This window comes from Marinovum sp. J2-8, assembly GCF_055808435.1.
In genome coordinates this window covers 481,988-502,753 of sequence record NZ_JBVVRZ010000002.1, presented here as the reverse complement: position 1 = coordinate 502,753, position 20,766 = coordinate 481,988, and the positions used below count along the sequence as shown (strand labels likewise).

Annotated in this window: 19 protein-coding genes and 1 pseudogene; 5 read left to right on the top strand and 15 right to left on the bottom strand. The window is 60.5% G+C overall.

Annotated elements, in window-relative coordinates; translation table 11 throughout:
* The first annotated feature begins 13 nt into the window (after positions 1-13).
* Genes iolD through iolB form a run of 4 tightly spaced genes read left to right on the top strand, consistent with a single transcriptional unit; the run spans position 14 to position 4,850 of the window.
* Positions 14-1,915 carry a 3D-(3,5/4)-trihydroxycyclohexane-1,2-dione acylhydrolase (decyclizing) gene (iolD, locus tag AC0L4F_RS08285; RefSeq protein ID WP_244687262.1) on the top strand — a complete coding sequence of 634 codons (1,902 nt, stop codon included), beginning with the start codon at positions 14-16 and terminating at the stop codon, positions 1,913-1,915.
* A 3-nt stretch (positions 1,916-1,918) separates the two neighbouring features.
* Positions 1,919-2,830: a myo-inosose-2 dehydratase gene (gene iolE, locus AC0L4F_RS08280; protein WP_244687259.1), complete on the top strand. Its 912-nt coding sequence runs from the start codon at positions 1,919-1,921 to the stop codon at positions 2,828-2,830.
* A gap of 27 nt (positions 2,831-2,857) precedes the next feature.
* A complete protein-coding gene (locus AC0L4F_RS08275) occupies positions 2,858-4,024 on the top strand; it encodes a phytanoyl-CoA dioxygenase family protein (protein ID WP_244687257.1) in 1,167 nt (388 codons plus the stop codon).
* Between the two features lie 19 nt (positions 4,025-4,043).
* Positions 4,044-4,850 carry a 5-deoxy-glucuronate isomerase gene (gene iolB, locus AC0L4F_RS08270; protein ID WP_244687255.1) on the top strand — a complete coding sequence of 269 codons (807 nt, stop codon included), beginning with the start codon at positions 4,044-4,046 and terminating at the stop codon, positions 4,848-4,850.
* A 12-nt stretch (positions 4,851-4,862) separates the two neighbouring features.
* Here iolB and AC0L4F_RS08265 read toward each other — a convergent pair whose 3' ends face one another.
* The 7 genes and pseudogenes from AC0L4F_RS08265 to AC0L4F_RS08235 all read right to left on the bottom strand — a co-directional run bounded on the left by AC0L4F_RS08265 (position 4,863) and on the right by AC0L4F_RS08235 (position 11,278).
* Entirely contained in the window at positions 4,863-5,798 is a 936-nt protein-coding gene (locus AC0L4F_RS08265) for a ketopantoate reductase family protein (RefSeq protein ID WP_244687253.1), read from the bottom strand.
* A 58-nt stretch (positions 5,799-5,856) separates the two neighbouring features.
* On the bottom strand, positions 5,857-6,690 hold the full coding sequence (locus tag AC0L4F_RS08260) for an HpcH/HpaI aldolase family protein (RefSeq protein ID WP_473446227.1): 834 nt from the start codon (positions 6,688-6,690) through the stop codon (positions 5,857-5,859).
* A 59-nt stretch (positions 6,691-6,749) separates the two neighbouring features.
* Positions 6,750-7,192 (bottom strand): annotated as a pseudogene (gene aroQ / locus AC0L4F_RS08255) (type II 3-dehydroquinate dehydratase).
* Between the two features lie 188 nt (positions 7,193-7,380).
* A complete protein-coding gene (locus AC0L4F_RS08250) occupies positions 7,381-8,286 on the bottom strand; it encodes a sugar kinase (protein ID WP_244687251.1) in 906 nt (301 codons plus the stop codon).
* Positions 8,287-8,760: 474 nt separating this feature from the next.
* Positions 8,761-9,774, bottom strand: coding sequence for an aldose epimerase family protein (locus tag AC0L4F_RS08245; protein WP_244687248.1), 1,014 nt, complete (start codon positions 9,772-9,774; stop codon positions 8,761-8,763).
* A complete protein-coding gene (locus AC0L4F_RS08240; protein ID WP_244687246.1) occupies positions 9,771-10,376 on the bottom strand; it encodes a 2-dehydro-3-deoxy-6-phosphogalactonate aldolase in 606 nt (201 codons plus the stop codon). Before AC0L4F_RS08240 ends, AC0L4F_RS08245 begins: the two co-directional genes overlap by 4 nt.
* Positions 10,373-11,278 carry a 2-dehydro-3-deoxygalactonokinase gene (locus AC0L4F_RS08235; RefSeq protein WP_244687244.1) on the bottom strand — a complete coding sequence of 302 codons (906 nt, stop codon included), beginning with the start codon at positions 11,276-11,278 and terminating at the stop codon, positions 10,373-10,375. Before AC0L4F_RS08235 ends, AC0L4F_RS08240 begins: the two co-directional genes overlap by 4 nt.
* 284 nt (positions 11,279-11,562) lie before the next feature.
* Here AC0L4F_RS08235 and AC0L4F_RS08230 point away from each other — a divergent pair, with 284 nt between their 5' ends.
* The gene (locus tag AC0L4F_RS08230) at positions 11,563-11,946 is read left to right on the top strand and encodes a nuclear transport factor 2 family protein (protein ID WP_244687242.1); all 384 of its coding nucleotides are present in this window, start codon (positions 11,563-11,565) and stop codon (positions 11,944-11,946) included.
* A gap of 126 nt (positions 11,947-12,072) precedes the next feature.
* Here AC0L4F_RS08230 and AC0L4F_RS08225 read toward each other — a convergent pair whose 3' ends face one another.
* From AC0L4F_RS08225 to AC0L4F_RS08190, 8 genes are read right to left on the bottom strand one after another with little or no spacing between them, the layout of a single operon-like run.
* Positions 12,073-13,203 (bottom strand): Gfo/Idh/MocA family protein, encoded by a 1,131-nt coding sequence (locus AC0L4F_RS08225; RefSeq protein WP_244687239.1) that lies wholly within the window; start codon positions 13,201-13,203, stop codon positions 12,073-12,075.
* The gene (locus AC0L4F_RS08220) at positions 13,200-14,261 is read right to left on the bottom strand and encodes a sugar phosphate isomerase/epimerase family protein (protein WP_244687237.1); all 1,062 of its coding nucleotides are present in this window, start codon (positions 14,259-14,261) and stop codon (positions 13,200-13,202) included. The genes AC0L4F_RS08225 and AC0L4F_RS08220 overlap by 4 nt, the downstream gene beginning before the upstream one ends.
* A gap of 13 nt (positions 14,262-14,274) precedes the next feature.
* Positions 14,275-15,105, bottom strand: coding sequence for a TolB family protein (locus AC0L4F_RS08215; RefSeq protein WP_244687235.1), 831 nt, complete (start codon positions 15,103-15,105; stop codon positions 14,275-14,277).
* Positions 15,105-16,700 (bottom strand): glycoside hydrolase family 43 protein, encoded by a 1,596-nt coding sequence (locus AC0L4F_RS08210; RefSeq protein WP_244687232.1) that lies wholly within the window; start codon positions 16,698-16,700, stop codon positions 15,105-15,107. Before AC0L4F_RS08210 ends, AC0L4F_RS08215 begins: the two co-directional genes overlap by 1 nt.
* Positions 16,697-17,743 carry an L-glyceraldehyde 3-phosphate reductase gene (mgrA, locus tag AC0L4F_RS08205; RefSeq protein ID WP_244687230.1) on the bottom strand — a complete coding sequence of 349 codons (1,047 nt, stop codon included), beginning with the start codon at positions 17,741-17,743 and terminating at the stop codon, positions 16,697-16,699. Before mgrA ends, AC0L4F_RS08210 begins: the two co-directional genes overlap by 4 nt.
* Positions 17,744-17,753: 10 nt before the next feature.
* Positions 17,754-18,875 carry a Gfo/Idh/MocA family protein gene (locus AC0L4F_RS08200; RefSeq protein WP_244687228.1) on the bottom strand — a complete coding sequence of 374 codons (1,122 nt, stop codon included), beginning with the start codon at positions 18,873-18,875 and terminating at the stop codon, positions 17,754-17,756.
* 9 nt (positions 18,876-18,884) lie between these two features.
* The gene (locus AC0L4F_RS08195; RefSeq protein WP_244687226.1) at positions 18,885-19,634 is read right to left on the bottom strand and encodes a sugar phosphate isomerase/epimerase family protein; all 750 of its coding nucleotides are present in this window, start codon (positions 19,632-19,634) and stop codon (positions 18,885-18,887) included.
* Between the two features lie 41 nt (positions 19,635-19,675).
* Entirely contained in the window at positions 19,676-20,764 is a 1,089-nt protein-coding gene (locus tag AC0L4F_RS08190) for an ABC transporter ATP-binding protein (RefSeq protein ID WP_244687224.1), read from the bottom strand.
* Between the last annotated feature and the right edge of the window lie 2 nt (positions 20,765-20,766).

Genomic DNA, 20,766 nt, shown 5'->3' with positions numbered 1-20,766 from the left:
GGGAGGACATGACATGACCGGAACAATCAGACTGACCGCCGCGCAGGCGATGGTGCGCTATATCGAGGCTCAGATGACTGAAGCTGCGCCCTCAAGCAGCGAAGCGGTAGGGCAAAAACCCGAACGGTTTATCGAAGGCTGCTGGGCAATTTTCGGCCATGGCAATGTGGCGGGCATCGGTGAGGCGCTGCAAGGTGCCAAAGACCGCTTTCCCACATGGCGCGGCCACAATGAACAGACTATGGCCCATGCGGCGATCGCCTATGCCAAGCAGAGCGGGCGCAGAAAGGCGATGGCGGTCACCTCCTCTATTGGTCCGGGAGCGGCCAATATGGTGACGGCGGCCGCATTGGCGCATGTGAACCGCATTCCCGTGCTGCTGATCCCCGGCGATGTCTTTGCCAACCGCGGCCCCGATCCGGTCTTGCAACAGATCGAGGATTGGGGTGACGGCACTGTCACGGTCAACGACACCTTCAAACCGGTCAGCCGCTATTTCGACCGCATCACCAGACCTGAGCATTTGCTCACAGCATTGCCGCGCGCCTTTCGCACCATGACCGACCCGGCAGAATGCGGGCCTGTCACGCTGGCCTTTTGTCAGGATGTTCAGGCCGAGGCATTCGATTATCCCGAAAGCTTCTTTGCGCCCAAGATCTGGCGGCAACGCCGGATTTGCCCGGATGCGCATGAATTGGCCGAGGTTGCAGAGATCATTCGCGCCGCGCGCCGCCCGGTGATCGTCGCGGGCGGGGGTGTACATTATTCCGATGCCACCGAGGCGCTGGCAGACTTTGCCACCACGCATCATATCCCGGTGGTCGAAACGCAGGCCGGGAAATCCGCCCTGCCATGGGATCACCAGCTGAACCTTGGCCCGATTGGTGTCACGGGGGGCACAGCGGCCAATACCGTCTGCGCCGAGGCGGATGTCGTCATTGGCGTTGGCACAAGGTTTCAGGATTTCACCACCGGGTCCTGGGGCTTGTTCGCCAACCCGCACCGCAGGCTGATCTCGCTCAACGTTGCGGCCTATGATGCGATGAAACACGGGGCCGCGCCGCTTCAGTCCGATGCGCGTGTCGGCCTTGTGGAATTGGGGGCGCAGCTGGCGGGCCACAAATCGCCGGGTCGCATCGAAGGGCTGAAAGAAGATTGGTTCGCCTTGGTCGACCCGTTGACCGCTGCGCCAGATACCCCCTCAAGCAGCGAAGCGGTCGGGGTACACAACAACAGGAACGCGCTGGCCACGGATATGCAGGTCGTCGGCGCAGTGCAACGCGCCGCCACGGATGAGACCGTCGTGATGTGCGCCGCCGGTACCATGCCGGGTGAGCTGCACAAATTGTGGAAATCGGGAAAACCCGGCTCTTATCACATGGAATACGGCTTTAGCTGTATGGGCTACGAGATTGCCGGCGCCATGGGCATCAAAATGGCCCAGCCCGAACGCGATGTGGTCTGCTTTACCGGGGACGGCACCTATATGATGGCGAATTCGGAAATGGCCACCGCCGCGATGATGGGGATCAGCTTTACCGTTGTGATCACCGACAACCGCGGATTTGGCTGTATCAACCGGCTGCAAATGGGCACAGGCGGGGCAGAGTTCAACAATCTTCTGCAACACACGATTCAGGCGCAACCCTCTGCCATCGACTTTGCCGCCCATGCGGCGTCGATGGGGGCCACATCGGTCAAGGTCGGCTCGATTGACGAGCTGGAAAGCGCATTGGCCAAACGTCATGCGGTGAAAGGGCCCTATGTGATCGTGATCGACACCGACCCCTATCCCAGCACCGAACATGGCGGCACCTGGTGGGAGGTCGGCGTGCCGGAAGTGTCTGAACGCGACGCGGTCAATGCGGCGCGTGCCAGCTTTGACATTCAGAAGAAAACCCAACGGGCGGATTAAGCGATGAGCATCAAAATCGGGATTTCCCCCATTGCCTGGCAGAACGACGACCTGCCGGATCTGACCGCTGATTTCACCATGGAACAGGCGCTGCGCGAGTTGCGCGAAATCGGCTATACCGGCGTCGAACGGGGCCGACGCATGCCGCAGGACACCGACGGTCTGCGCAGCTATCTGGAGGCCAATGACATCGCGCTTTGCGGCGGTTGGTGCAGCGGCAATCTGATGGTCAATTCCGTGGAGGAGGAGATCGCGGCGATCAAGGCGCAGGTTGCTCAGTTCGTGGCACTGGATTCGCCCTGTCTGGTCTATGCGGAATGTTCGAATACGGTACAGGGCGACATCGCCACCCCGGTGAACAACCGCCCCAAGCTTGGCCGGGACGAGGTCATGGCCTATGGCGCGAAGCTCAGCGAAGTGGCGAAATGGATGGCGGATCAGGGCATGGTCCTGGCCTATCACCACCATATGGGCAGCATGATCGAAGATCAGGACGACATTGATGCGCTGATGCAGGGATCATCGCCCGAGGTCACATTGCTGTACGACACCGGGCATTTGCATTTTGGCGGTGCGGATGTCCTCGGCACGCTCGACAGATGGGGTGACCGGGTGAAACATGTGCATTTCAAGGATGTGCGCGATCCCGTGGCTCGCGCGATCCGCGCCGGTAACAAAAGCTTTCTCGATGGGGTGATTGCCGGGGCGTTCACCGTGCCGGGCGACCCTGAAGGCTGTCTTGATTTTCAATCCGTGACCAACAGGCTGGCGGCGATGGATTACGATGGCTGGATTGTGGTCGAGGCCGAACAAGATCCGGCCAAGGCCAACCCGAAAGATTATTCCAAACTGGGATATGACACGATTGTTGCGACCTGCGCCAAGGCCGGGTTGGAGATCGTCGGGCGGGGCTGAGGATCTGCGGATATTGGGAGGTATCGCATGAAACACAGGGTCTATTTCGACGCAAGCGACTGTAATATCGACGATTTTGCGCAGCTGACGGGCCGGGTGTTGCCGCCGGAAGATGTGCCGCAGGCCGCCGATATTGTGTCAAATGTTCCGATCTACGACATGGCCGTTTTGGGCGCGGCGCTGGGCGATCCTGAGGGGCGGTTGGCGCTAAAGGGCGAATGGGCACATGTGTTGGGGGCGCTGTCCGGTGTGCTTGTCTTGCGCGGGGCCTATGCGGACAGCGCGCCAATTGATGCCGCGACCAAGGTCTATGAAGCAATCATTGCCGAGGAACGGGCCGCCAGCGGTGGCAAATCCGATCATTTTGCCGCCAAGGGCGCGAATGACCGGATCTGGAATTCGCTGCAAAAGCTGTGTCAGGCCGCACCAGAGGTCTTTGCCCGCTACTTTGGTAATGACGCAATTGCGGCGGTCTGCGAGGCCTGGTTGGGTGCCGGATACCAGATGTCGGCGCAGGTCAATCTGGTCCGTCCCGGCGGCGGCGCACAAACGGCGCATCGCGACTATCACCTCGGGTTCCAGACCGGGGATGTGGCCCTGCAATACCCCGCCCATATGCATGATCTTTCCCCGGTACTGACATTGCAGGGGGCCGTGGCACATTGCGACATGCCGGTGGACAGCGGGCCGACGAAATTGCTGCCGTTTTCGCAATTGTACCGCCCCGGATACCTCGCTTATCGCCAACCGGCCTTCAGCGAATTCTTTGAACAACATTATGTGCAACTGCCGCTGGCAAAGGGGGATGCGCTGTTCTTCAACCCGGCATTGTTCCATGGGGCCGGGCAAAACCGCAGCACGGATATTCACCGCATGGCCAATCTGTTGCAGATCTCGTCGCCCTTTGGTCGCGCGATGGAGGTGATCGACCGCGATGGCATGTGCCGCGCGCTTTATCCGGTGGTTCAGAATTTGCGCGCGACAGGGGCGTTAAGCGACGTGGAAAGCTCGGCGGCGATTGCGGCTGCGGCCGAGGGCTATTCCTTTCCCACCAATCTCGACAGTGATCCGCCAACCGGCGGGCTGGCACCGGAAACCATGGCGGCGCTGTTTGCCCGCGCCCTTGCCGATGGGACGGGGCCTGCGGATTTCAAGGCGGCACTGGATAGACATGCGGCGCGTCGGCGCGCCTGAAACCAAAAGAGGATACGACATGCCCGAACTTCTGCGCAAACCCTTTGGCACCCACGGCAAGGTACATGACATCACCCCGGCAAATGCCGGTTGGCGCTATGTCGGCTTCGCGCTCTATCACCTGCGCGCGGGCGAAACCGCGGCAGAGGCGACGGGCGACACCGAGGTGATCCTTGTCATGGTCGAAGGCAAGGCCGCGATCACCGCTGCGGGGCAGGACTGGGGTGTGCTGGGCGAGCGGATGAATGTGTTTGAGAAAACCCCGCCGCATTGTCTCTATGTGCCGAATGATCAGGAGTGGTCATTGGTGGCCGAAACCGATTGCACCGTGGCGGTCTGTGCCGCGCCGGGCAAGGGCGGGCATGCAGCGCGCCGCATCGGGCCGGACGGCATCACCCTGACCCAGCGGGGCAAGGGCAACAACACCCGCCACATCAACAACATCGCGATGGAAGGCGAAGATTACTGCGACAGCCTTTTGGTGACCGAGGTCTTTACACCCGATGGCAATTGGTCGTCTTATCCCAGCCACCGCCATGACGTCGACGATTATCCCGATATCACCTATCTCGAAGAGACCTATTATCACCGGCTGAACCCGGCGAACGGCTTTGGCATCCAGCGGGTCTATACCGAGGATGGCACCCTGGACGAGACGATGGCGGTCAAGGATGGTGACGTGGTGCTGGTGCCGCGCGGGCATCACCCCTGCGGCGCGCCCTATGGGTTTGAGATGTATTACCTCAACGTCATGGCCGGCCCGTTGCGCAAATGGCGGTTTCAGGCCGATCCAGCGGTGCAATGGATCATGGACCGCGACGCATAAGGTCCGGGTGGTCTAGCCCTGGGGCAACAGCGGGTCGGCAATGGGCCGAAGCGCGGCGTAAAGCACCGAATGTATCGGGGTTGGCACGCCGTGCTTTTCGCCCAATCGCACCAGATCGCCGCTCAGATATTCATGTTCCAGCGGTTTGCCGTTGCGCAGGTCATCCAGCATCGAGGCATGCATCGTGTCCGGCAATTGCGCCACAAACCCCCGCATGGTGTCGAGGGCCCCATCCGGCATGTCCGGGCGCACGGCCTTGGCCACGTCAAAGGCCTCTTGCACGGCGGCCTGAAACAGCGCCCAGGAGGCTGGATTGTCGCGCAAGGGGCCAATGTCCAGCCGGGTTAACGTGGTCATCGAGGCCAGGGTGGATTGGCTGCAAAATTTCATCCAGAGATCGGTCAGAATATTGTCATGCAGCACAGGCGAGGTCCCGGCCTCGGCCAGTGCTTCATGCAGATTTTCACACCGGCGCGTCGTGCCGCCCTCGGGCTCGCCAAAGGTCAGAATATCCAGCGGGGCGGAATGGGAGATGACCCCCGGCGCGGTGATCGCACCGGGAATGCGGGCGACGCCGGGCACGACATGTTGCTTGCCGATAATGGCCGCCAGCCGCTCCCATGCGGTGATGCCGTTCTGGCAGGTGACCACCATGGTGTCGGCCGCGATCATCGGCTTGATCGCGGTTGCGGCGGTTTCCACGTCGATGTTCTTGACCATGAACAGGATCACATCGACCTGACCGACGTCGCCGGGTGTCGCGGTCGCGCGGATGTCTTTCAGATGCGCATCGCCCTTGGGGCTGTTGATGATCAATCCATTGTCGCGCAGCGCCGCCAGATGCGCCCCGCGTGCAATCAGGGTGACGTCATGCCCGGCCTGCGCCAATCGCCCGCCGAAATATCCCCCAGCGCACCTGCGCCCATCACTGCAATTTTCATCTTTCATCCTCCTTGCCGGACCAATGAAAGTATTGCGGTTTGTCGATGGCAAGGAAAGGGGGCTGTCATTGGCGCCCCACCGATCCACGCTCGACCAGCGCAGGTGCGCTGGTCAAGTTGTTGCGGGTCAGGACCCTAAGACGCCCATTCTGCGGCACGTGCCGCCGCACCTTGGCGCAGTGTAATACCATCCACATCCACCGCAATGAACTGGCTGCCGGCTTCGGCGGCCTCTCGCAGCAATGGTTGATCCAAGGACAGGATGCCGGGGGGCAGGCCCGCGGCCTTGATCCGGCGTGTCGCATCCAGGATGGCGGCCTTGACCTCTGGGTGGGACGGCTCGCCCAGATACCCCATGGAGGCGGCGAGATCGGCCTGCCGATGAAGATACCGTCAACACCCTCGACCGCTGCAATGGCTTCGATCTGTTCCAGCGCCTCTTGGGTTTCGCATTGCACCAACAGGCAAATTTCCTCATGCGCGTGTTTGGCATAGTCTTTGACCGCGCCATAACGGGTGGCACGGGTGGCGCCCGCCACGCCGCGAATGCCTTCGGGCGGATAGCGCACAGCGGCCACGGCGGCGCGTGCCTCTTCTGCGTTCTGCACATATGGGATCAACAGGCTTTGCGCGCCGCAATCCAGCAGCTTCTTGATCTCGACCGGGTTGTTCCAGCCGGGGCGCACGATTGTCGTGACCGGATAGGCCGACGCCGCCTGCATCAGGGACACTGTATCCTCTGGCCCCATGGCCGAATGTTCGGTGTCGATCAGGATCCAGTCATAGCCGCACCCGGCAAGCAATTCGACAACCCCGTTGTTGGGAATTGTGTTCCAGATCCCGATCTGGCGTCGCCCCTCTTTCAATGCGGCCTTGAAGGCATTTTTGGGCAAATTCATTGGCGCTCTCCTCTGCGTCGTTTGATGGGCGGGATTGTGGCGGCGGTTGGCCGGTGGGCTTATGCGGCCGGGCTGAAATCCAGCTGGCAGACACGGCGCACCGCAGCGGCATAGCCCTCGGTGCCCAATCCGGCGATCACCGCGTCGGCGCGCAGCGAGACATAGGAATGATGGCGGAACGACTCGCGTTTATGGACCTGGCTGATATGCACTTCGATCACCGGCGGATCATAGGTGTTCAACGCATCCAGGATCGCCACCGACGTATGGGTGAAAGCGCCGGGATTGATCACGATGCCGGCGGTGGTTTCGCGGGCCTGATAATCCAGTCGATGATCTGACCTTCGTGATTGGATTGGAACAATTGCACGTCAAAGCCTTCGGCACAGGCAGAGGTGCAAAGTTTCAACACATCGTCCAGCGTTTCATGGCCATAAATCTGTGGCTGGCGTTTGCCCAGAAGGTTCAGGTTGGGGCCGTTGAGAAGATAAATCGTTTTCACGTGACTGCCTGTTGTCAAAGTTTGGGGGCGTCTTTGGGGCGCACGGGGCGCAGACCAAAGACGGGGGCGGAATGCAGTTTGGTCCATCGACCATCGTATGGCGCTATTTGGCAGGGGCAGGCGGGGTTGGGCAAGCGGCAATCCGACTTTTCCGACGATGGCGGCATGGTCCCCGCAGGCCCCCGGCCTCAGGTGGCAACAATCGCCCCTTTTGCGCCAATGACCTTGCTCGCCAGATCATGGCCGGATTGCATGGACCGGATCAGATCGCCCCCAGACAGGCGTGCGGCCAGAAAACCGGCATTGAAACTGTCGCCTGCGGCGGTGGTGTCGACAACGGAGGTCGCGGGTTCAAACCGTGGCGGGATGACAGAGGGATCAAGGCTGGCCGGTCCTTCGGCACCGCGTTTCAATGCGCCATCCTCACAACCATAGCTGCGCAACCGTGTCAGCACCGCCTCTGGTGTGGCATCGCCGAAAATTGCCATTTCGTCATCCACCGACGGCAGGGCAATATCGGTCCGTTGCCACATGTCCCGGTTGATTTGGCGCGCGGTGTCCTGACTGTCCCACAGGGCGGGGCGGTAGTTGCTGTCATAGACCAGACGCACGCCATTTGTGCGCAGATCATCGAGCGCCGAGATCAACCGCGCCCGGCTGTCCGGCGGCAGGATCGCCATGGAAATTCCGGTCACAAGGATCACATCCATCGCCGCCAGCCGATCCAGCCCAACGACACATGGTTCGGTAAAGAGCGTGCGCGCCGCGCTGTCCGAGCGCCAATAGGTAAAGCTGCGTTCGCCGCTGGCATCGGTTTCAATCGCATAGAGACCCGGCGATTTGTCGTCGCGCCGTTCGATCAGGCCGGTGCCAACGCCATGCGCCTGCATATGGTCGACAATGCGATCAGAGAACCGATCCGTGCCCAAAGCCGTGACAAAAGAGACCTCTGCCTCGGGCAACATCCGCGCCAGATAGACGGCGGTGTTATAGCTGTCACCTGCGACATTGATCGCCGCGCGGTCGACGCCTTCGGCGACAAGTTCAATCATCACTTCGCCAATACAGGCAATCTTCAGCGGTTGGGCAGGCATCTTTGGTCTCCGAAAGTGGGGGTCATAGGGCGTTTTGGATCGCTTGGGCGGGTGTCGGTGCCAGTGTGGTGGCAGCGGCTGACCTTGCCCGAAATGCCATCGTGGCCGCATTGATCATGCGTGCAGCCCCCGATCAGGGGGGTGGATCGTGGCAAGGGGGTGGGTCACAGGCTGTCCAATTTGGTCATACCAAAGCCCCATACAAGAAATGAAGCGGGGGGTACAATACCCGCGCCCCACCAGCACCCCACCAGCACCCCACCAGCGCCCGACCAGTACCCGACCAGCGCCCCGGAATTTGGAATGCCGACATGTCGGCGGACGGGCCGATAGGGGGATGAACTGGAGGGGTAAACAGGGGGGATAAACTAGGGGGGAACAAACTGGGCGTAACAACAGCGGTCAGAACTGGCCGCGTGTTTTGCCGGTTGGCTGGGCCTGCCACGGGGCAGACCCATAATGCATATCGGACCGCTAGGCGCTGGCGGTCTCTGACCGGTCAAAGACATACCGCACCTGATGGTGATAGCGCTCACCCGGGCGCAGGATCGTGTCGGGATAGGTGGGCCGGTTTGGCGCATCGGGCCAGCTTTGGGTTTCCAATGCCAACCCGGCGTGCGGGCCATAGCGCCGCCCGTCAAACCCGCTCAGACCTGCGGCGGGAAAGGTCGCCGCGCCATAGACCTGTAATCCCGGTTCGGTGGTTTCCACCCGCATCTTCACGCCGGATGTCGCGCCGGTCAAATTGGCAACCGGCTGACAGGTGCGCCGGGCCGTGGCCAGACAGAAATTATGGTCAACCTGGCTGTGGCCAAGCGCCCGTGCCGCGCGGAAATCAAACGCGGTTCCGGCCAATGTATCGGGCGCGCCCAGCGGGATCATTTCGGCGTCGACCGGCAGATAGGTCTCTGCCGCGACCTGCAACAGATGGTCCGCGATGTCGACGCTGCCATCCAGATTGAAATAGCCATGATGGGCAAAGGAACAGGGCGTCGCGGCATCACTCGTCGCGCGGATATCCATCGCCAGGACACCATCACCGGGCAGGGCGATTGTCGCCATCACCTGCATCGCGCCGGGAAATCCCATCTCGCCATCAGCCAGATCCAGACGCAATTCAACTGCATCTTCCTTGAGCGCAGCCACCTCCCACACCCGCGATGCGGTGCCGTCACTGCCGCCATGCAGGCAATGTTTGCCAAGGAAATTGCGATCCACCTGATGGGGTGTGCCGTCGATCACAAAGGCCCCACCGGCGATCCGATTGGCAAACCGGCCGACGATGGCACCGAAATAGAGCATGTCATCCAGATAAGGGGCAAAATCCGAACTGCCCAGAACCAGCGGATGGGCCACCCCGTCCAGCCGCAGATCCTGAATTCGCGCGCCATGGGTCAAGACCCGGGCCGTCAGCCCGCCGCCGCGCAGAGTGATCTGCGCGACGGGGGTGCCATCCGGCATATTGGCGAAATGCGCGGCGTTGGTCATCCTTTGGTCGCGTCATAGGCCGCGACGATTTCCTCTGCTTTTGCGCGCACATCGGATGCGGTGAACCCTGGCTTGTACACGCCAGAGCCGATACCGAAGCCGGTGACACCCGCCGCAAACCACTCTGCGAAACTGTCAGGTCCGGCACCGCCAACGGCATAGGTTTTGGTCCCTGTGGGCAGCACGGCCGAAATGGCCGCAAGGCCCGCAGGCTGCACCAGAAAGGCCGGGAAGAATTTCAATCCATCTGCACCATGGCGCAGTGCGGTGAAACATTCCGTCGGGCTGATCACGCCGGGATAGGACAACATGCCAAGCGCCTTGGTCCGGTCGATCACATCCGGGTTGCAATCGGGCGAGACCACCAATGTGCCGCCGACGCCATGGATTTGATCCACCTGTTCCGGTTTCAGAACGGTGCCGGCACCCACGGTGGCCTGACCGGCCAGCTCTTTGGCCAGAATCCCGATCGAGGTGATCGGATCGGGTGAATTCAGCGGCACTTCGATGCGGTCGATGCCCGCGTCAACCAATGCGCGGCCAATGTCGAGAACTTCGTCCGGGGTGACACCCCGTAGAATGGCGATAATTTCGCGGCTCATGTGTCAGACTCCTTAAATGCGGCTTTCAATCCGGCAAGCGCGATATCGTCGCCCACCAATTCGCGGGCAGGGGCGCCCGCCATGTCGAGTGCCGCGCGATAGAGCGCGGTCAGTTTCGGGTCGCCGACAATCGCGATGTCACGGCCCAGCCAATAGGCGCGTGAACCCGCCAGTTCCAATCCCAGCAACATGCCGGAAAGGCGCGCCCGCGAGACGTCTGCGGGGGTTTCATTGACCAATGTGCAGGCCCGCAGCGAGAACAACCAGGTGGTCAGGTTTTGCGGCGACGACAATGCGTCGTTCACGCCGTCACGAAACGCCGCATCGTCCCAGCCGTCACCGCCGACCGAGAAGCGCAGCACGGAATGGCGCGACAACAGGGCAAAAAGTTCGCCGGTCATGAAGGTGCGGAAACTGACGATCTCGCGCGCGCTGACATGCACCCATTTGGTATGGGTGCCGGGCAGGCACAGAACACCGTCGAAATCCGGGTTGTCCGCCAGGAAACCGGCGATCTGGGTCTCTTCGCCGCGCATCACATCCGGCGGGTCCATCTGTTTCACACCCGGCAGGATGCGCACATCCAGACGGGGATCGCTGACCTCCGGGCGTGCCGCTTCGGCCAGGCCGGGGGCGGTGCAGGGGGTCGCCACATAGGGTGCTTCGATCCAGCCCTGACGCGCGCCGACCATGCCGCAGGCAATGACCGGCACCTTGCCGGATTGCGGCAGGTAAGAGCCGACCAGATCCAGCAGCGCCGGTTCAAATCCTTCGCGGCTCAGGACACCCATCCCCTGATCAGAGGTCGGTGTTGCGATCACAGTGTCGTCCGGCCCGATCACCCAGGCACGCATATTCGAGGTGCCCCAATCGACCGCGATCCAGCTAGCTATGTCTGTCAATTGGTAATTCCCCTTTGCCTAATATGACCTGAAAACCTGGCGTTCTAGTATCCCGGTTTTCGCGTTCGCCTGTCCAATCTTTGGCGGCGTTTGTCGGACAGATCCCCGGTGGTGGCAAGGGCGCACAAAGCAATTTGTCGCAGAGTGTGTCGTCGCCTATGCGGTGGCTTTGGGGGTGTAGTGGTCGTTGGCGTGCGCGTTGACAATGGGGCGGCGACCAAGCCCTATTTGTGCCGACCCAAAGAAGCCCCCCGCCGACACGGCGCAATACGAAAGCCGCATCCATGCCCGATCTTGCCACCAACAAGGCCAATGTCATCGCGTTCTATGAAATGATGTTCAACGATTGCCGCCCGCGTGAGGCCATCGAAACCTATGCCGGGGCAGAGTACATTCAACACAATCCGCATGTCGCCAACGGCGCCGCAGGCTTCATCGCATATTTCGAACGTATGGCTGCGGAATACCCCGGCAAACGGGTTGAGGTGAAGCGCGCCTTTGCCGAGGGCGACCACGTGATCCTGCATTGCCATCAGATCTGGCCAGAGGGATTGGAATACGCCGGAATTGATATTTTCCGGTTGGACGAAAACGGCAAGGTGGTGGAACACTGGGATGTGCTTCAGGAACTGCCGAAGACCAGCGCACATGACAACGGCATGTTCTGAAGAGGGCATGTTCTGAAAAGGCGTGTTCTGAAAGGCGTGCAGTTTCACCGGTCTGAAGGGCAAAACGTACAGAAGATTTGGCAATCGGGCGATCACGTTCTGCAATCGCCCGATTGTCCTGGTTTCTTACAGCGCGGTCCAGGCCGCATCATTGGCCGATGACGCGACGCAGGCGGCAATGAAACGCATGCCTTTTACCCCGTCGGCGATGTTGGGGGTATGAACCTCTTTGGGGGCCGCTGTCCCGGACTGGGCGGCGCGTATCAGGCTGGCCGCTTCGGTATAGATCGTGGCAAACCCTTCGAGATAGCCTTCGGGATGGCCGGGCGGCACGCGCACGTTTCGCTGACCTGCTGCGGTGGCGCCTGAACCGGCGCGGGTCATGATCTGTTTTGGTTCGCCAAAGCGGGTAAAGGTCATGGTATTGGGGTTTTCCTGCGCCCATTCGATGCCGCCCTTGGAGCCATGGATGCGCAGCCGCAGCGCGTTTTCGTTGCCCACAGCCACCTGCGACGCCCAAAGCATTCCCTTGGCGCCGCCCTCATAGCGCAGCATCACATGCGCATTGTCGTCAATCTGACGGCCGGGAACAAATGCGACAAGGTCCGCAGACAGGGATTTGACCTCTAGCCCGCTGATGTAATTGGCAAGGTTAAAGGCATGGGTGCCGATATCGGCGATGCCGCCGCCTGCGCCATTGCGGGCGGGATCGGCGCGCCAATCCGCCTGTTTGTTGTGGACCTCTTCCGCCAGCCAATCCTGAACATATTCGACGTTGATCACGCGAATGTCGCCCAGATCGCCACGCTGGACCATTTCGCGCGCTTGCCGCACCAAAGGATAGCCGGTGTAGTTGTGGGTCAAAATGAACTGTTTGCCGGTCTCGGCCACGGCGGCAGCGACGGCTTCGCCATCCTCGACCGAAAAGCTCAGCGGTTTGTCACAGATCACATGAATCCCGGCACGCAGGAACGCGATGGCAGGGCCGGCATGCAGATGGTTGGGCGTGACGATGGCCACGGCGTCAATACCGTCCGCGCGCGCGGATTCCGCCGCTGCCATTTCGTTGTAATCTGCATAGCTGCGGTCCGGCGCGATGCCGATTTCCGCCGCAGACGCATGGGCGCGATCGGCGTCAGAGCTAAGCGCGCCAGCCACCAGATCCCATTGACCGTCAATCCGCGATGCAATGCGATGCACGCCGCCGATAAAGGCCCCCTGGCCGCCACCGACCATTCCCAGACGAAGCTTTTTCATTCTTCTACTCCCAGCATACGGCGCAATTGTGCGCGGTCGGTTTCGCCACCGGCAAAATCGTCAAATGCCTTGTCGGTGACTTCGATGATGTGTTTGGCGATGAACGGCGCACCTTCGGCGGCGCCCTGTTCCGGTGATTTCAGGCAGCATTCCCATTCCAGCACGGCCCAGCTGTCATAGCCATGTTGCGCCATTTTGGAAAAGATCCCGCCAAAATCAACCTGGCCATCGCCAAGGCTGCGGAAACGGCCCGCACGCCCCAGCCAACCCTGATAGCCGGAATAAACCCCCTGACGGCCATCGGGATTGAACTCTGCGTCCTTGACGTGAAAGGCGCAGATCCGTTCGTGATAGATGTCGATGAAGGATAGGTAATCCATCTGCTGCAACAGAAAGTGGCTGGGGTCATAGTTGATCTGGCAGCGCGGGTGGTTGTTCGCGGCCTCCAGAAACATTTCGAATGTGACGCCGTCAAAGACATCCTCGCCGGGGTGGATTTCGAACCCGATATCAACGCCCTGATCCTCGTAAGCGTCAAAGATCGGCGTCCAGCGGCGGGCCAATTCGCCAAAGGCCTCCTCGATCAATCCGGCGGGGCGCTGCGGCCAGGGGTAGAGATAGGGGAAGGCCAGCGAACCGGTAAAGCTGACCGTGGTATCCAGCCCCAGCTTGCGGGCGACCACGGCGGTCTTTTTCATCTGATCCACGGCCCAGGCCTGACGCGCTTTGGGGTTTTTATGCACCGAAGGCGGCGCAAAGGCGTCAAAGGCTTCGTCATAGGCCGGATGCACGGCGACAAGCTGGCCCTGCAAATGGGTCGAAAGCTCGGTGATCTCGACACCGGCATCGGCGCAGATGCCCTTGACCTCGTCGCAATAGGCGTCGCTTTCGAAAGCCTTGTCGAGATCAAACAATCGGGCGTCAAAGGTCGGGATCTGCACACCCTTGTAGCCAAGGCCAGCGGCCCATTTGGTGATGTTTTCAAGGCTGTTGAACGGGGCTTCGTCCCCGGCAAACTGGGCCAGAAACAGGGCAGGACCTTTGATCAATCCGGGCATGTCATTTCTCCGATCATTGGGGGGTTTTGGTGTAACGTACAAAGGCGAATTGGCGGCTGTCCGGGGACCAGTTCGGCACGTTGATCGTGCCCTGGCCGCCATAGAATTTCAGCAAGGTTTTGGACGCGCCACCGGCGGCGGGCATCAGGCGCAATTCGACGTCACAGCCAAAGGGGTGGCCTTCGGTGCCGGGCGGATAAGCGAGATAGCAGACATGTGCGCCATCCGGTGAAGGATGGGGAAACCAGTCGACAGTGTCGTCTGTCGTCATCTGTTCCGCGTCGCTGCCATCCGGGCGCATCCGCCACAACGCCATGTCGCCGCTGCGGTCGGAATTGAACCAGATCCAATTGCCATCCGGGGTGTAATCCGGCCCGTCATAATGGTGCGGGCTGGTGATCAGAACCTGTTCGTCGCTGCCATCCACGGCACAGGTGGCAATGCCAAAGTGGTCTTCGCGCACACAGGTATAGGTGTGGCGCGCACCGTCCGGTGACCAGCCGTGCCACCAGCTGGGGGTCTTGGCGGTGATGCGTTTGGGGGCGCCGCCGGATGCGGGCAACGTATAGATGCAGGATCCGGTTGTGTCGGTCTTGTCGCTGATGGCCAAGGTCTGGCCATCCGGCGACACCCCGTGATCATTGTTCAGCTTTTGATGTTTGCCGGTGTCGATGATGTGCAGTTGCGGATCGGCCAGTGGCAGGCGGAACAATTGCCCCGCCGCATTGACGATCAACGCGGTGCCATCCGGTGTCCAGTTGGGGGCTTCGACATGGCGGTCGGTGTCCAGCACGACCTTGGTTGTGCCGCTGGCAAGGTCATAGATTTCGACGCTGGCAAACATCAACATCCCTCCGGCACATAATCGAAACGGGTGAAATCAGCGGTTTTGCCCTGACCGGTGATGTCAAACGCCAACATGCCGACAAAGGCCCCGGTGAACGAGCCATGTGCGCCACGCCCGCCTTCGTCGGAAATGACCGATGCGTCCAGCTCTGGCCCAAGCTTTTGCCAATCGCCGCTCTGGCGCCAGAAAAATTGCTGCGTTGCATGATCAACCGAGACCGCCAGATGCACCGGACCGGGATCAACCGCCACCGGCGTGCCGGGAAATTCCATCCGCCCCTCGGGGAAATTGCCGGGACAGGACATCAGCACCAGCGCCCGGCCCAGATCGCGGTGACAGGTGAGACCGGCAAAGTGGAACTTGAACCGGTTGTAATAGGTCGTGAGGCCGGCAGCCTCCTGGTAGGTCACAGGATCGAAATTAGTCAGGGTGGTTTCCGCGCGATAGGTGAAATGTTCCTGTCGCCGCGCCACCAGCGCCTGTTCAAACCAGCTGCCGACGCTTTCGCGCCCCGTCAGCCGCAGTGCATCACCGGTCAGGGTGAAAATCCGCTCTGGTTCCGGGGTGCGCAGCCATTGGAACTCCGGCGGCAATGTTGTGCTGTCGAATACGCGGCGTGAGGCGCTGATCGCGCGCGGTGCAACGTCAACCGGCGAAGCGACATCCACCTGCGGCAGCACATCGCCATCCGCCAGATAGAGCCAGCCATCGTCGCGCCAGTCGCATTTCTGGAGCGCGGTTTCCCGGCCCATTGGCGAAAACCGACCGGGCAGGGGGCGGGAACACAGCAGGGTGTGATAGGTCTCGCCATCCGGGGTTTCCACGATCTGGCCATGGCCTGCCCGTTGCAGCGGCCAGTCCGGGGCGTCTTTGGTGGTGATCAGATGGGTGTTAGGGTGGACCTCATATGGTCCCCAAATGTCACGGCTGCGCGCCATGGTGACGGCGTGATCATAGCCGGTGCCGCCCTCGGCCACCGTCAGATAGTACCAGCCATCGCGTTTGTACAAATGCGGCCCTTCGGTCAGGCCCAGATCGGACCCGGCAAAGATCTTCTTGATTGGTCCGGTCAGCCCATGTTCGGGATGCCATTCCTGAAGCAGGATACCGTCAAACGCGGCGGTACGCGGCGCGCCACCAATGGAATTGGACGCATGGTTCCATTGCAGCACCAAAATATATTTGCGCCCGTCTGTGTCGTGAAACAGCGACGGGTCAAACCCATGTGATGACACATAGATCGGATCGCTCCACGGGCCTTCGATATCGGGCGCGGTGACGATGTAGTTATGCGCATCCTTGAAGTTGCCATCGTAGCGTTTCACATCGGTGTAAAACAGCCAGAACTGCCCATCGGCATAAGACAGGCAGGGCGCCCAGATGCCGCAGCTGTCGGGGTTGCCGCGCATGTCCAACTGGCTGGCGCGGCTCAGGGGCCGCACCGCCAGATCCCAGTTTACCAGATCACGGGAATGATGGATCTGGACACCGGGAAACCATTCGAATGTCGAAGTGGCAATGTAATAATCGTCACCCGCCCGGCAAATCGACGGGTCGGGATTAAAGCCGGGCAGGATCGGATTACGGATCATGGGCGTTTGGGGCCTTCGCGCTCTGCCGAAGCCGCCCACAGGTTGATGTTGGCGTCTTTGGCATGCTGGTCGATGCGGGCCAGCTCGTCCTCGGTAAAGTCGAGGTTGTCGACCGCGCCGACGCAATCAATCACTTGTTGCGGCTTGGACGCGCCGATCAATGCCGTGGTCACCCGACCACCGCGCAGGACCCAGGCCAGGGCCATCTGTGCCAGCGTCTGGCCGCGTTCCTCGGCAATGGCGTTCAGCGCACGCACGTTTTCCAATGCCTCTTCGTTCAGGAAACCGTCCAACAGGCTTTTGCCCTGGGTGGCACGGCTGCCTTCGGGCACACCTTTGAGGTATTTATTGGTCAACATGCCCTGCGCCAGCGGCGAGAACACGATGGAACCGATGCCGGTTTCGTCCAACGCATCCAGCAGGCCATCTTCTTCGACCCAGCGGTTCAGCATCGAATAGCTCGGCTGATGGATCAGACAGGGCGTGCCAAGTTCCTTTAGAATTGCCGCTGCTTCGCGGGTGCGCTGGGCGTTATAGGACGAGATCCCGGCATAAAGCGCACGCCCCGACCGCACGATGTGATCCAGCGCCATCATGGTTTCTTCCAGCGGCGTTTCGGGATCGAACCGGTGCGAATAGAAGATATCGACGTAATCCAGCCCCATGCGTTTCAGCGACTGATCGCAAGAGGAAATCAGATATTTCCGGCTGCCGAATTCGCCATAGGGGCCGGGCCACATCAGATAGCCCGCCTTGGAGGAAATGATCATCTCGTCGCGGTGGGCGGCGAAATCTTCGCGCAGCAATTGGCCAAAAGCCAATTCCGCCGATCCCGGTTTCGGGCCATAGTTGTTGGCCAGATCGAAATGGGTGATGCCATGATCAAACGCAGTGCGGGTGATCGCCTGTTTGGTTTCATGCGGGGTGTCGTCGCCGAAATTGTGCCACAGCCCCAGGGAAATCGCCGGCAGTTTCAGCCCCGATTTCCCGCACCGGCGGTATTGCATATTGTCGTATCGTGTGTCGGACGCGGTCCAGACCATATGTATTCTCCTATGCCAGCAGCGCCTTCGCCGCGTCGGGGCCCAGGGCCTCGGGGCGGTCACAGGTGGTGCCGAGCTCGATTGTGGTTTTCGTTTCTCCTGAGTGCAGGATTGCGGTCATAACGTCCACCACATGCAGAGAAAATTCCAGACTACAGCGGTGGGCACGCCCCTCGATGATGCCCATTGCCATGTCCGCCAGACCGGCGCAGCGGTAATTGGCGCGGCCATTGTCATTGGCAACCGAGAAGGGGTGCGGCCAGTTTTCCGAGACAGTCACAAAGCTGGATTTTTCGGTCATCCGCAGCTCGCCGCCGAAAAAGTTTGGGTCGGGCACATGCAATGTGCCGCTTTGGCCATAAAGTTCCATATTGGAATGGCCATGTTGCCAGACATCCCAGCTGGCGACATAGGTCACCTGTGCGCCGCTGGCAAATTGCATGACGGCGTGGATTGTGGTCGGGGTTTCGACCTTGATCTTTTCGCCATTGCGCGGCTCTGACGTGATGGTGCGATACTCTGATGCGCTGGACGACAGCGCCGTGACCCGCGCCACCGGCCCCAGCATCTGCACCAGGTTCGAGATGTAGTAGGGACCAAGATCCAGGATCGGGCCGCCGCCGGGCTGAAAGAAGAAATCGGGATTGGGATGCCACATCTCCATGCCCGGACTTTGCACGAAACAGGTGCCGGACGTGATCTTGCCCACCGCGCCCGTGTCGACCAGATGGCGGGCCAGCTGATGCGTGCCACCAAGGAATGTATCGGGGGCCGATCCGACGCGCAGCCCCTTGGCCTCCGCCAATGTCTTGAGCGCCTGACCTTCTTCGACCGACAGCACAAAAGGTTTTTCCGAATAAACGTTTTTGCCCGCCTCCAGAATACGTTTCGAAACCTCGAAATGCGCATTCGGCACGGTCAGGTTGACGATGATGTCGATGTCATCGGCGGCCAGAAGGTCGTCGATACTGTCTGCACGCAGGCCGAATTCCTCTGCCCGGGCCTTGGCGGCCTCGGGGTTCAGATCGGCGCAGGCCCGGACCTCGATGCCATTGAACAGCGGCCCAAGCCGCATGTAGGCGGCGGAAATATTACCACATCCAAGGATGCCGATACCAAGTTTCTTGCTCATGTCAGTCTCTTACAAATTGCGGAAGGTTTCGATGGACCGGGTGGCAAAACGCTTCACATCGGAAGGTTTGTCATGCTCCATCACAAAAAGATCGACCCCCGCACCGCGCAGCGCGGCCATCAATCCGGCCCAATCCAGCGTGCCATGGCCCACATCCGCCCAGCCGTCTTCGTCCGTACATTCGCCCTCTGGCGCGATATCCTTGACGTGGGCTGCGGTGATCCGGTCCTTGTGGTTTTCGATCCAGACCATCGGGTCCGACCCGCCGCGCACAACCCAGGCCACATCCATTTCCCATTCAATGCTGGGCGCATGTTCAAGGATCAGCGACATCGGAATTTCACCGGTGGGCAGCGCCATGAATTCCCAATGGTGGTTGTGCCAGCCAAAGCGCAGGCCAGCGTCCTGAACCCGTTTTGCCGCTACTTCCAACCGCTGCGCCAGCGCGATCCACGCCGCGGCATCGGCACCATTGCGCAAATCATCCTCTGGTGCGGGGCAGTAAAGTTGCTGCATTCCCAGTACTTTGGCAGTTGCGATTGTGGTGACGAAAGCATCTTCGAAATTGCCGATCGGAAAGAAATGCCCCGAAGGCATGGTCAGGCCGTTGGCCTCAAGCAAGGCCTTGGTCTCGCCGGGATCGGCGTAGTTGCCACCAAAGCCCTCGACCTGAGTATAGCCCAGACCGGCCAGCAGTTCGAAAGTGTCTTTCCACGAGGTATACTCGCGGGCTGAGTAAAGTTGGAACGACGTATCCATGTCTTTGATCCTGTATGTCTGATGTGTTCGGGGAGGGCCGGTCAGATCCGGTCCTCGGTGTTTTTGTCAAAGAGGTTGGCGCGGGCGGCGCTGAAACCGATGTTGAGCGTGTCGCCCGCCGCAATGTCGGCCTGACCGTCCAGCCGCACCCAAAGCACCTGATCACCAACCCGCACCCGGGCATGGGTGTCAGAGCCCAGCGGTTCCACCAACATGACGGTCGACGCCAGTTGGATTTCCTTGTCGGCCACATCGTCGCCGGTGGCGATATGTTCGGGGCGAATGCCAAACCATGCGGGGCCAGGCCTTGGGCCTGCTTCGGTGAATTCGTAACTGGTCAGCGGGAAATCCCCGGTCGGGCAGGAAAACACCGGCACCTCACCGGTCGACACCGTGCCCTCAAAGAAATTCATCGCGGGCGAGCCGATGAAATCGGCGACGTATTTATTGGCCGGGCGGTTGTAGATTTCGTTCGGGCTGGCCAGTTGCAGGATCAAACCGCCCCGCATGATGGCAATTCGATCGGCCAGGGTCATCGCTTCGATCTGGTCATGGGTGACATAGATCATCGTGTTGGCCAGTGTCTGGTGCAATTCCTTGATTTCGGCCCTGAGATCGGTGCGCAGCTTGGCATCCAGGTTCGACAGCGGTTCATCGAACAGAAACACATCGACATCGCGCACCAGCGCCCGGCCAATGGCGACCCGCTGACGCTGGCCCCCGGACAAAGCGCCGGGTTTGCGTTTCAACAGCGGCTCGATTTGCAGGATCTTGGCGGCGCGGGCCACACGTTCGGCGACCTCGGTCTTGGCCATGCCGGCGTTTTTCAAACCAAAGCTCAGATTGCCCTCAACCGTCATTTGCGGATAAAGCGCATAGGATTGAAACACCATGCCAATGCCGCGTTTTGAGGGCTCTTCCCAGGTGACATTGCGGCCCTGAATATGGATCTGGCCGTCGGTCACATCCAGAAGACCGGCAATGCAGTTCAGCAAGGTGGATTTGCCACAGCCGGACGAGCCAAGCAGAACCAGAAATTCACCTTTGCCGATCTCGAGGTTCAGGTTTTTCAGAACTTCGACCGCGCCAAAGCTGAGATCGAGGTTCCGGATCGAGATATTGGGTTCCATGA

Bases quoted from the DNA above. Each gene is read 5' to 3' on its own strand.
- mgrA (WP_244687230.1), bottom strand. From the start codon at position 17,743: ATGGTCTGGACCGCGTCCGACACACGATACGACAATATGCAATACCGC.
- AC0L4F_RS08230 (WP_244687242.1), top strand. From the start codon at position 11,563: ATGCCCGATCTTGCCACCAACAAGGCCAATGTCATCGCGTTCTATGAA.
- iolD (WP_244687262.1), top strand. From the start codon at position 14: ATGACCGGAACAATCAGACTGACCGCCGCGCAGGCGATGGTGCGCTAT.
- AC0L4F_RS08250 (WP_244687251.1), bottom strand. From the start codon at position 8,286: ATGCCTGCCCAACCGCTGAAGATTGCCTGTATTGGCGAAGTGATGATT.
- AC0L4F_RS08265 (WP_244687253.1), bottom strand. From the start codon at position 5,798: ATGAAAGATGAAAATTGCAGTGATGGGCGCAGGTGCGCTGGGGGATAT.
- iolB (WP_244687255.1), top strand. From the start codon at position 4,044: ATGCCCGAACTTCTGCGCAAACCCTTTGGCACCCACGGCAAGGTACAT.
- AC0L4F_RS08220 (WP_244687237.1), bottom strand. From the start codon at position 14,261: ATGCCCGGATTGATCAAAGGTCCTGCCCTGTTTCTGGCCCAGTTTGCC.
- AC0L4F_RS08245 (WP_244687248.1), bottom strand. From the start codon at position 9,774: ATGACCAACGCCGCGCATTTCGCCAATATGCCGGATGGCACCCCCGTC.
- iolE (WP_244687259.1), top strand. From the start codon at position 1,919: ATGAGCATCAAAATCGGGATTTCCCCCATTGCCTGGCAGAACGACGAC.
- AC0L4F_RS08210 (WP_244687232.1), bottom strand. From the start codon at position 16,700: ATGATCCGTAATCCGATCCTGCCCGGCTTTAATCCCGACCCGTCGATT.
- AC0L4F_RS08195 (WP_244687226.1), bottom strand. From the start codon at position 19,634: ATGGATACGTCGTTCCAACTTTACTCAGCCCGCGAGTATACCTCGTGG.
- AC0L4F_RS08215 (WP_244687235.1), bottom strand. From the start codon at position 15,105: ATGTTTGCCAGCGTCGAAATCTATGACCTTGCCAGCGGCACAACCAAG.
- AC0L4F_RS08200 (WP_244687228.1), bottom strand. From the start codon at position 18,875: ATGAGCAAGAAACTTGGTATCGGCATCCTTGGATGTGGTAATATTTCC.
- AC0L4F_RS08275 (WP_244687257.1), top strand. From the start codon at position 2,858: ATGAAACACAGGGTCTATTTCGACGCAAGCGACTGTAATATCGACGAT.
- AC0L4F_RS08260 (WP_473446227.1), bottom strand. From the start codon at position 6,690: ATGAATTTGCCCAAAAATGCCTTCAAGGCCGCATTGAAAGAGGGGCGA.
- AC0L4F_RS08240 (WP_244687246.1), bottom strand. From the start codon at position 10,376: ATGAGCCGCGAAATTATCGCCATTCTACGGGGTGTCACCCCGGACGAA.
- AC0L4F_RS08190 (WP_244687224.1), bottom strand. From the start codon at position 20,764: ATGGAACCCAATATCTCGATCCGGAACCTCGATCTCAGCTTTGGCGCG.
- AC0L4F_RS08225 (WP_244687239.1), bottom strand. From the start codon at position 13,203: ATGAAAAAGCTTCGTCTGGGAATGGTCGGTGGCGGCCAGGGGGCCTTT.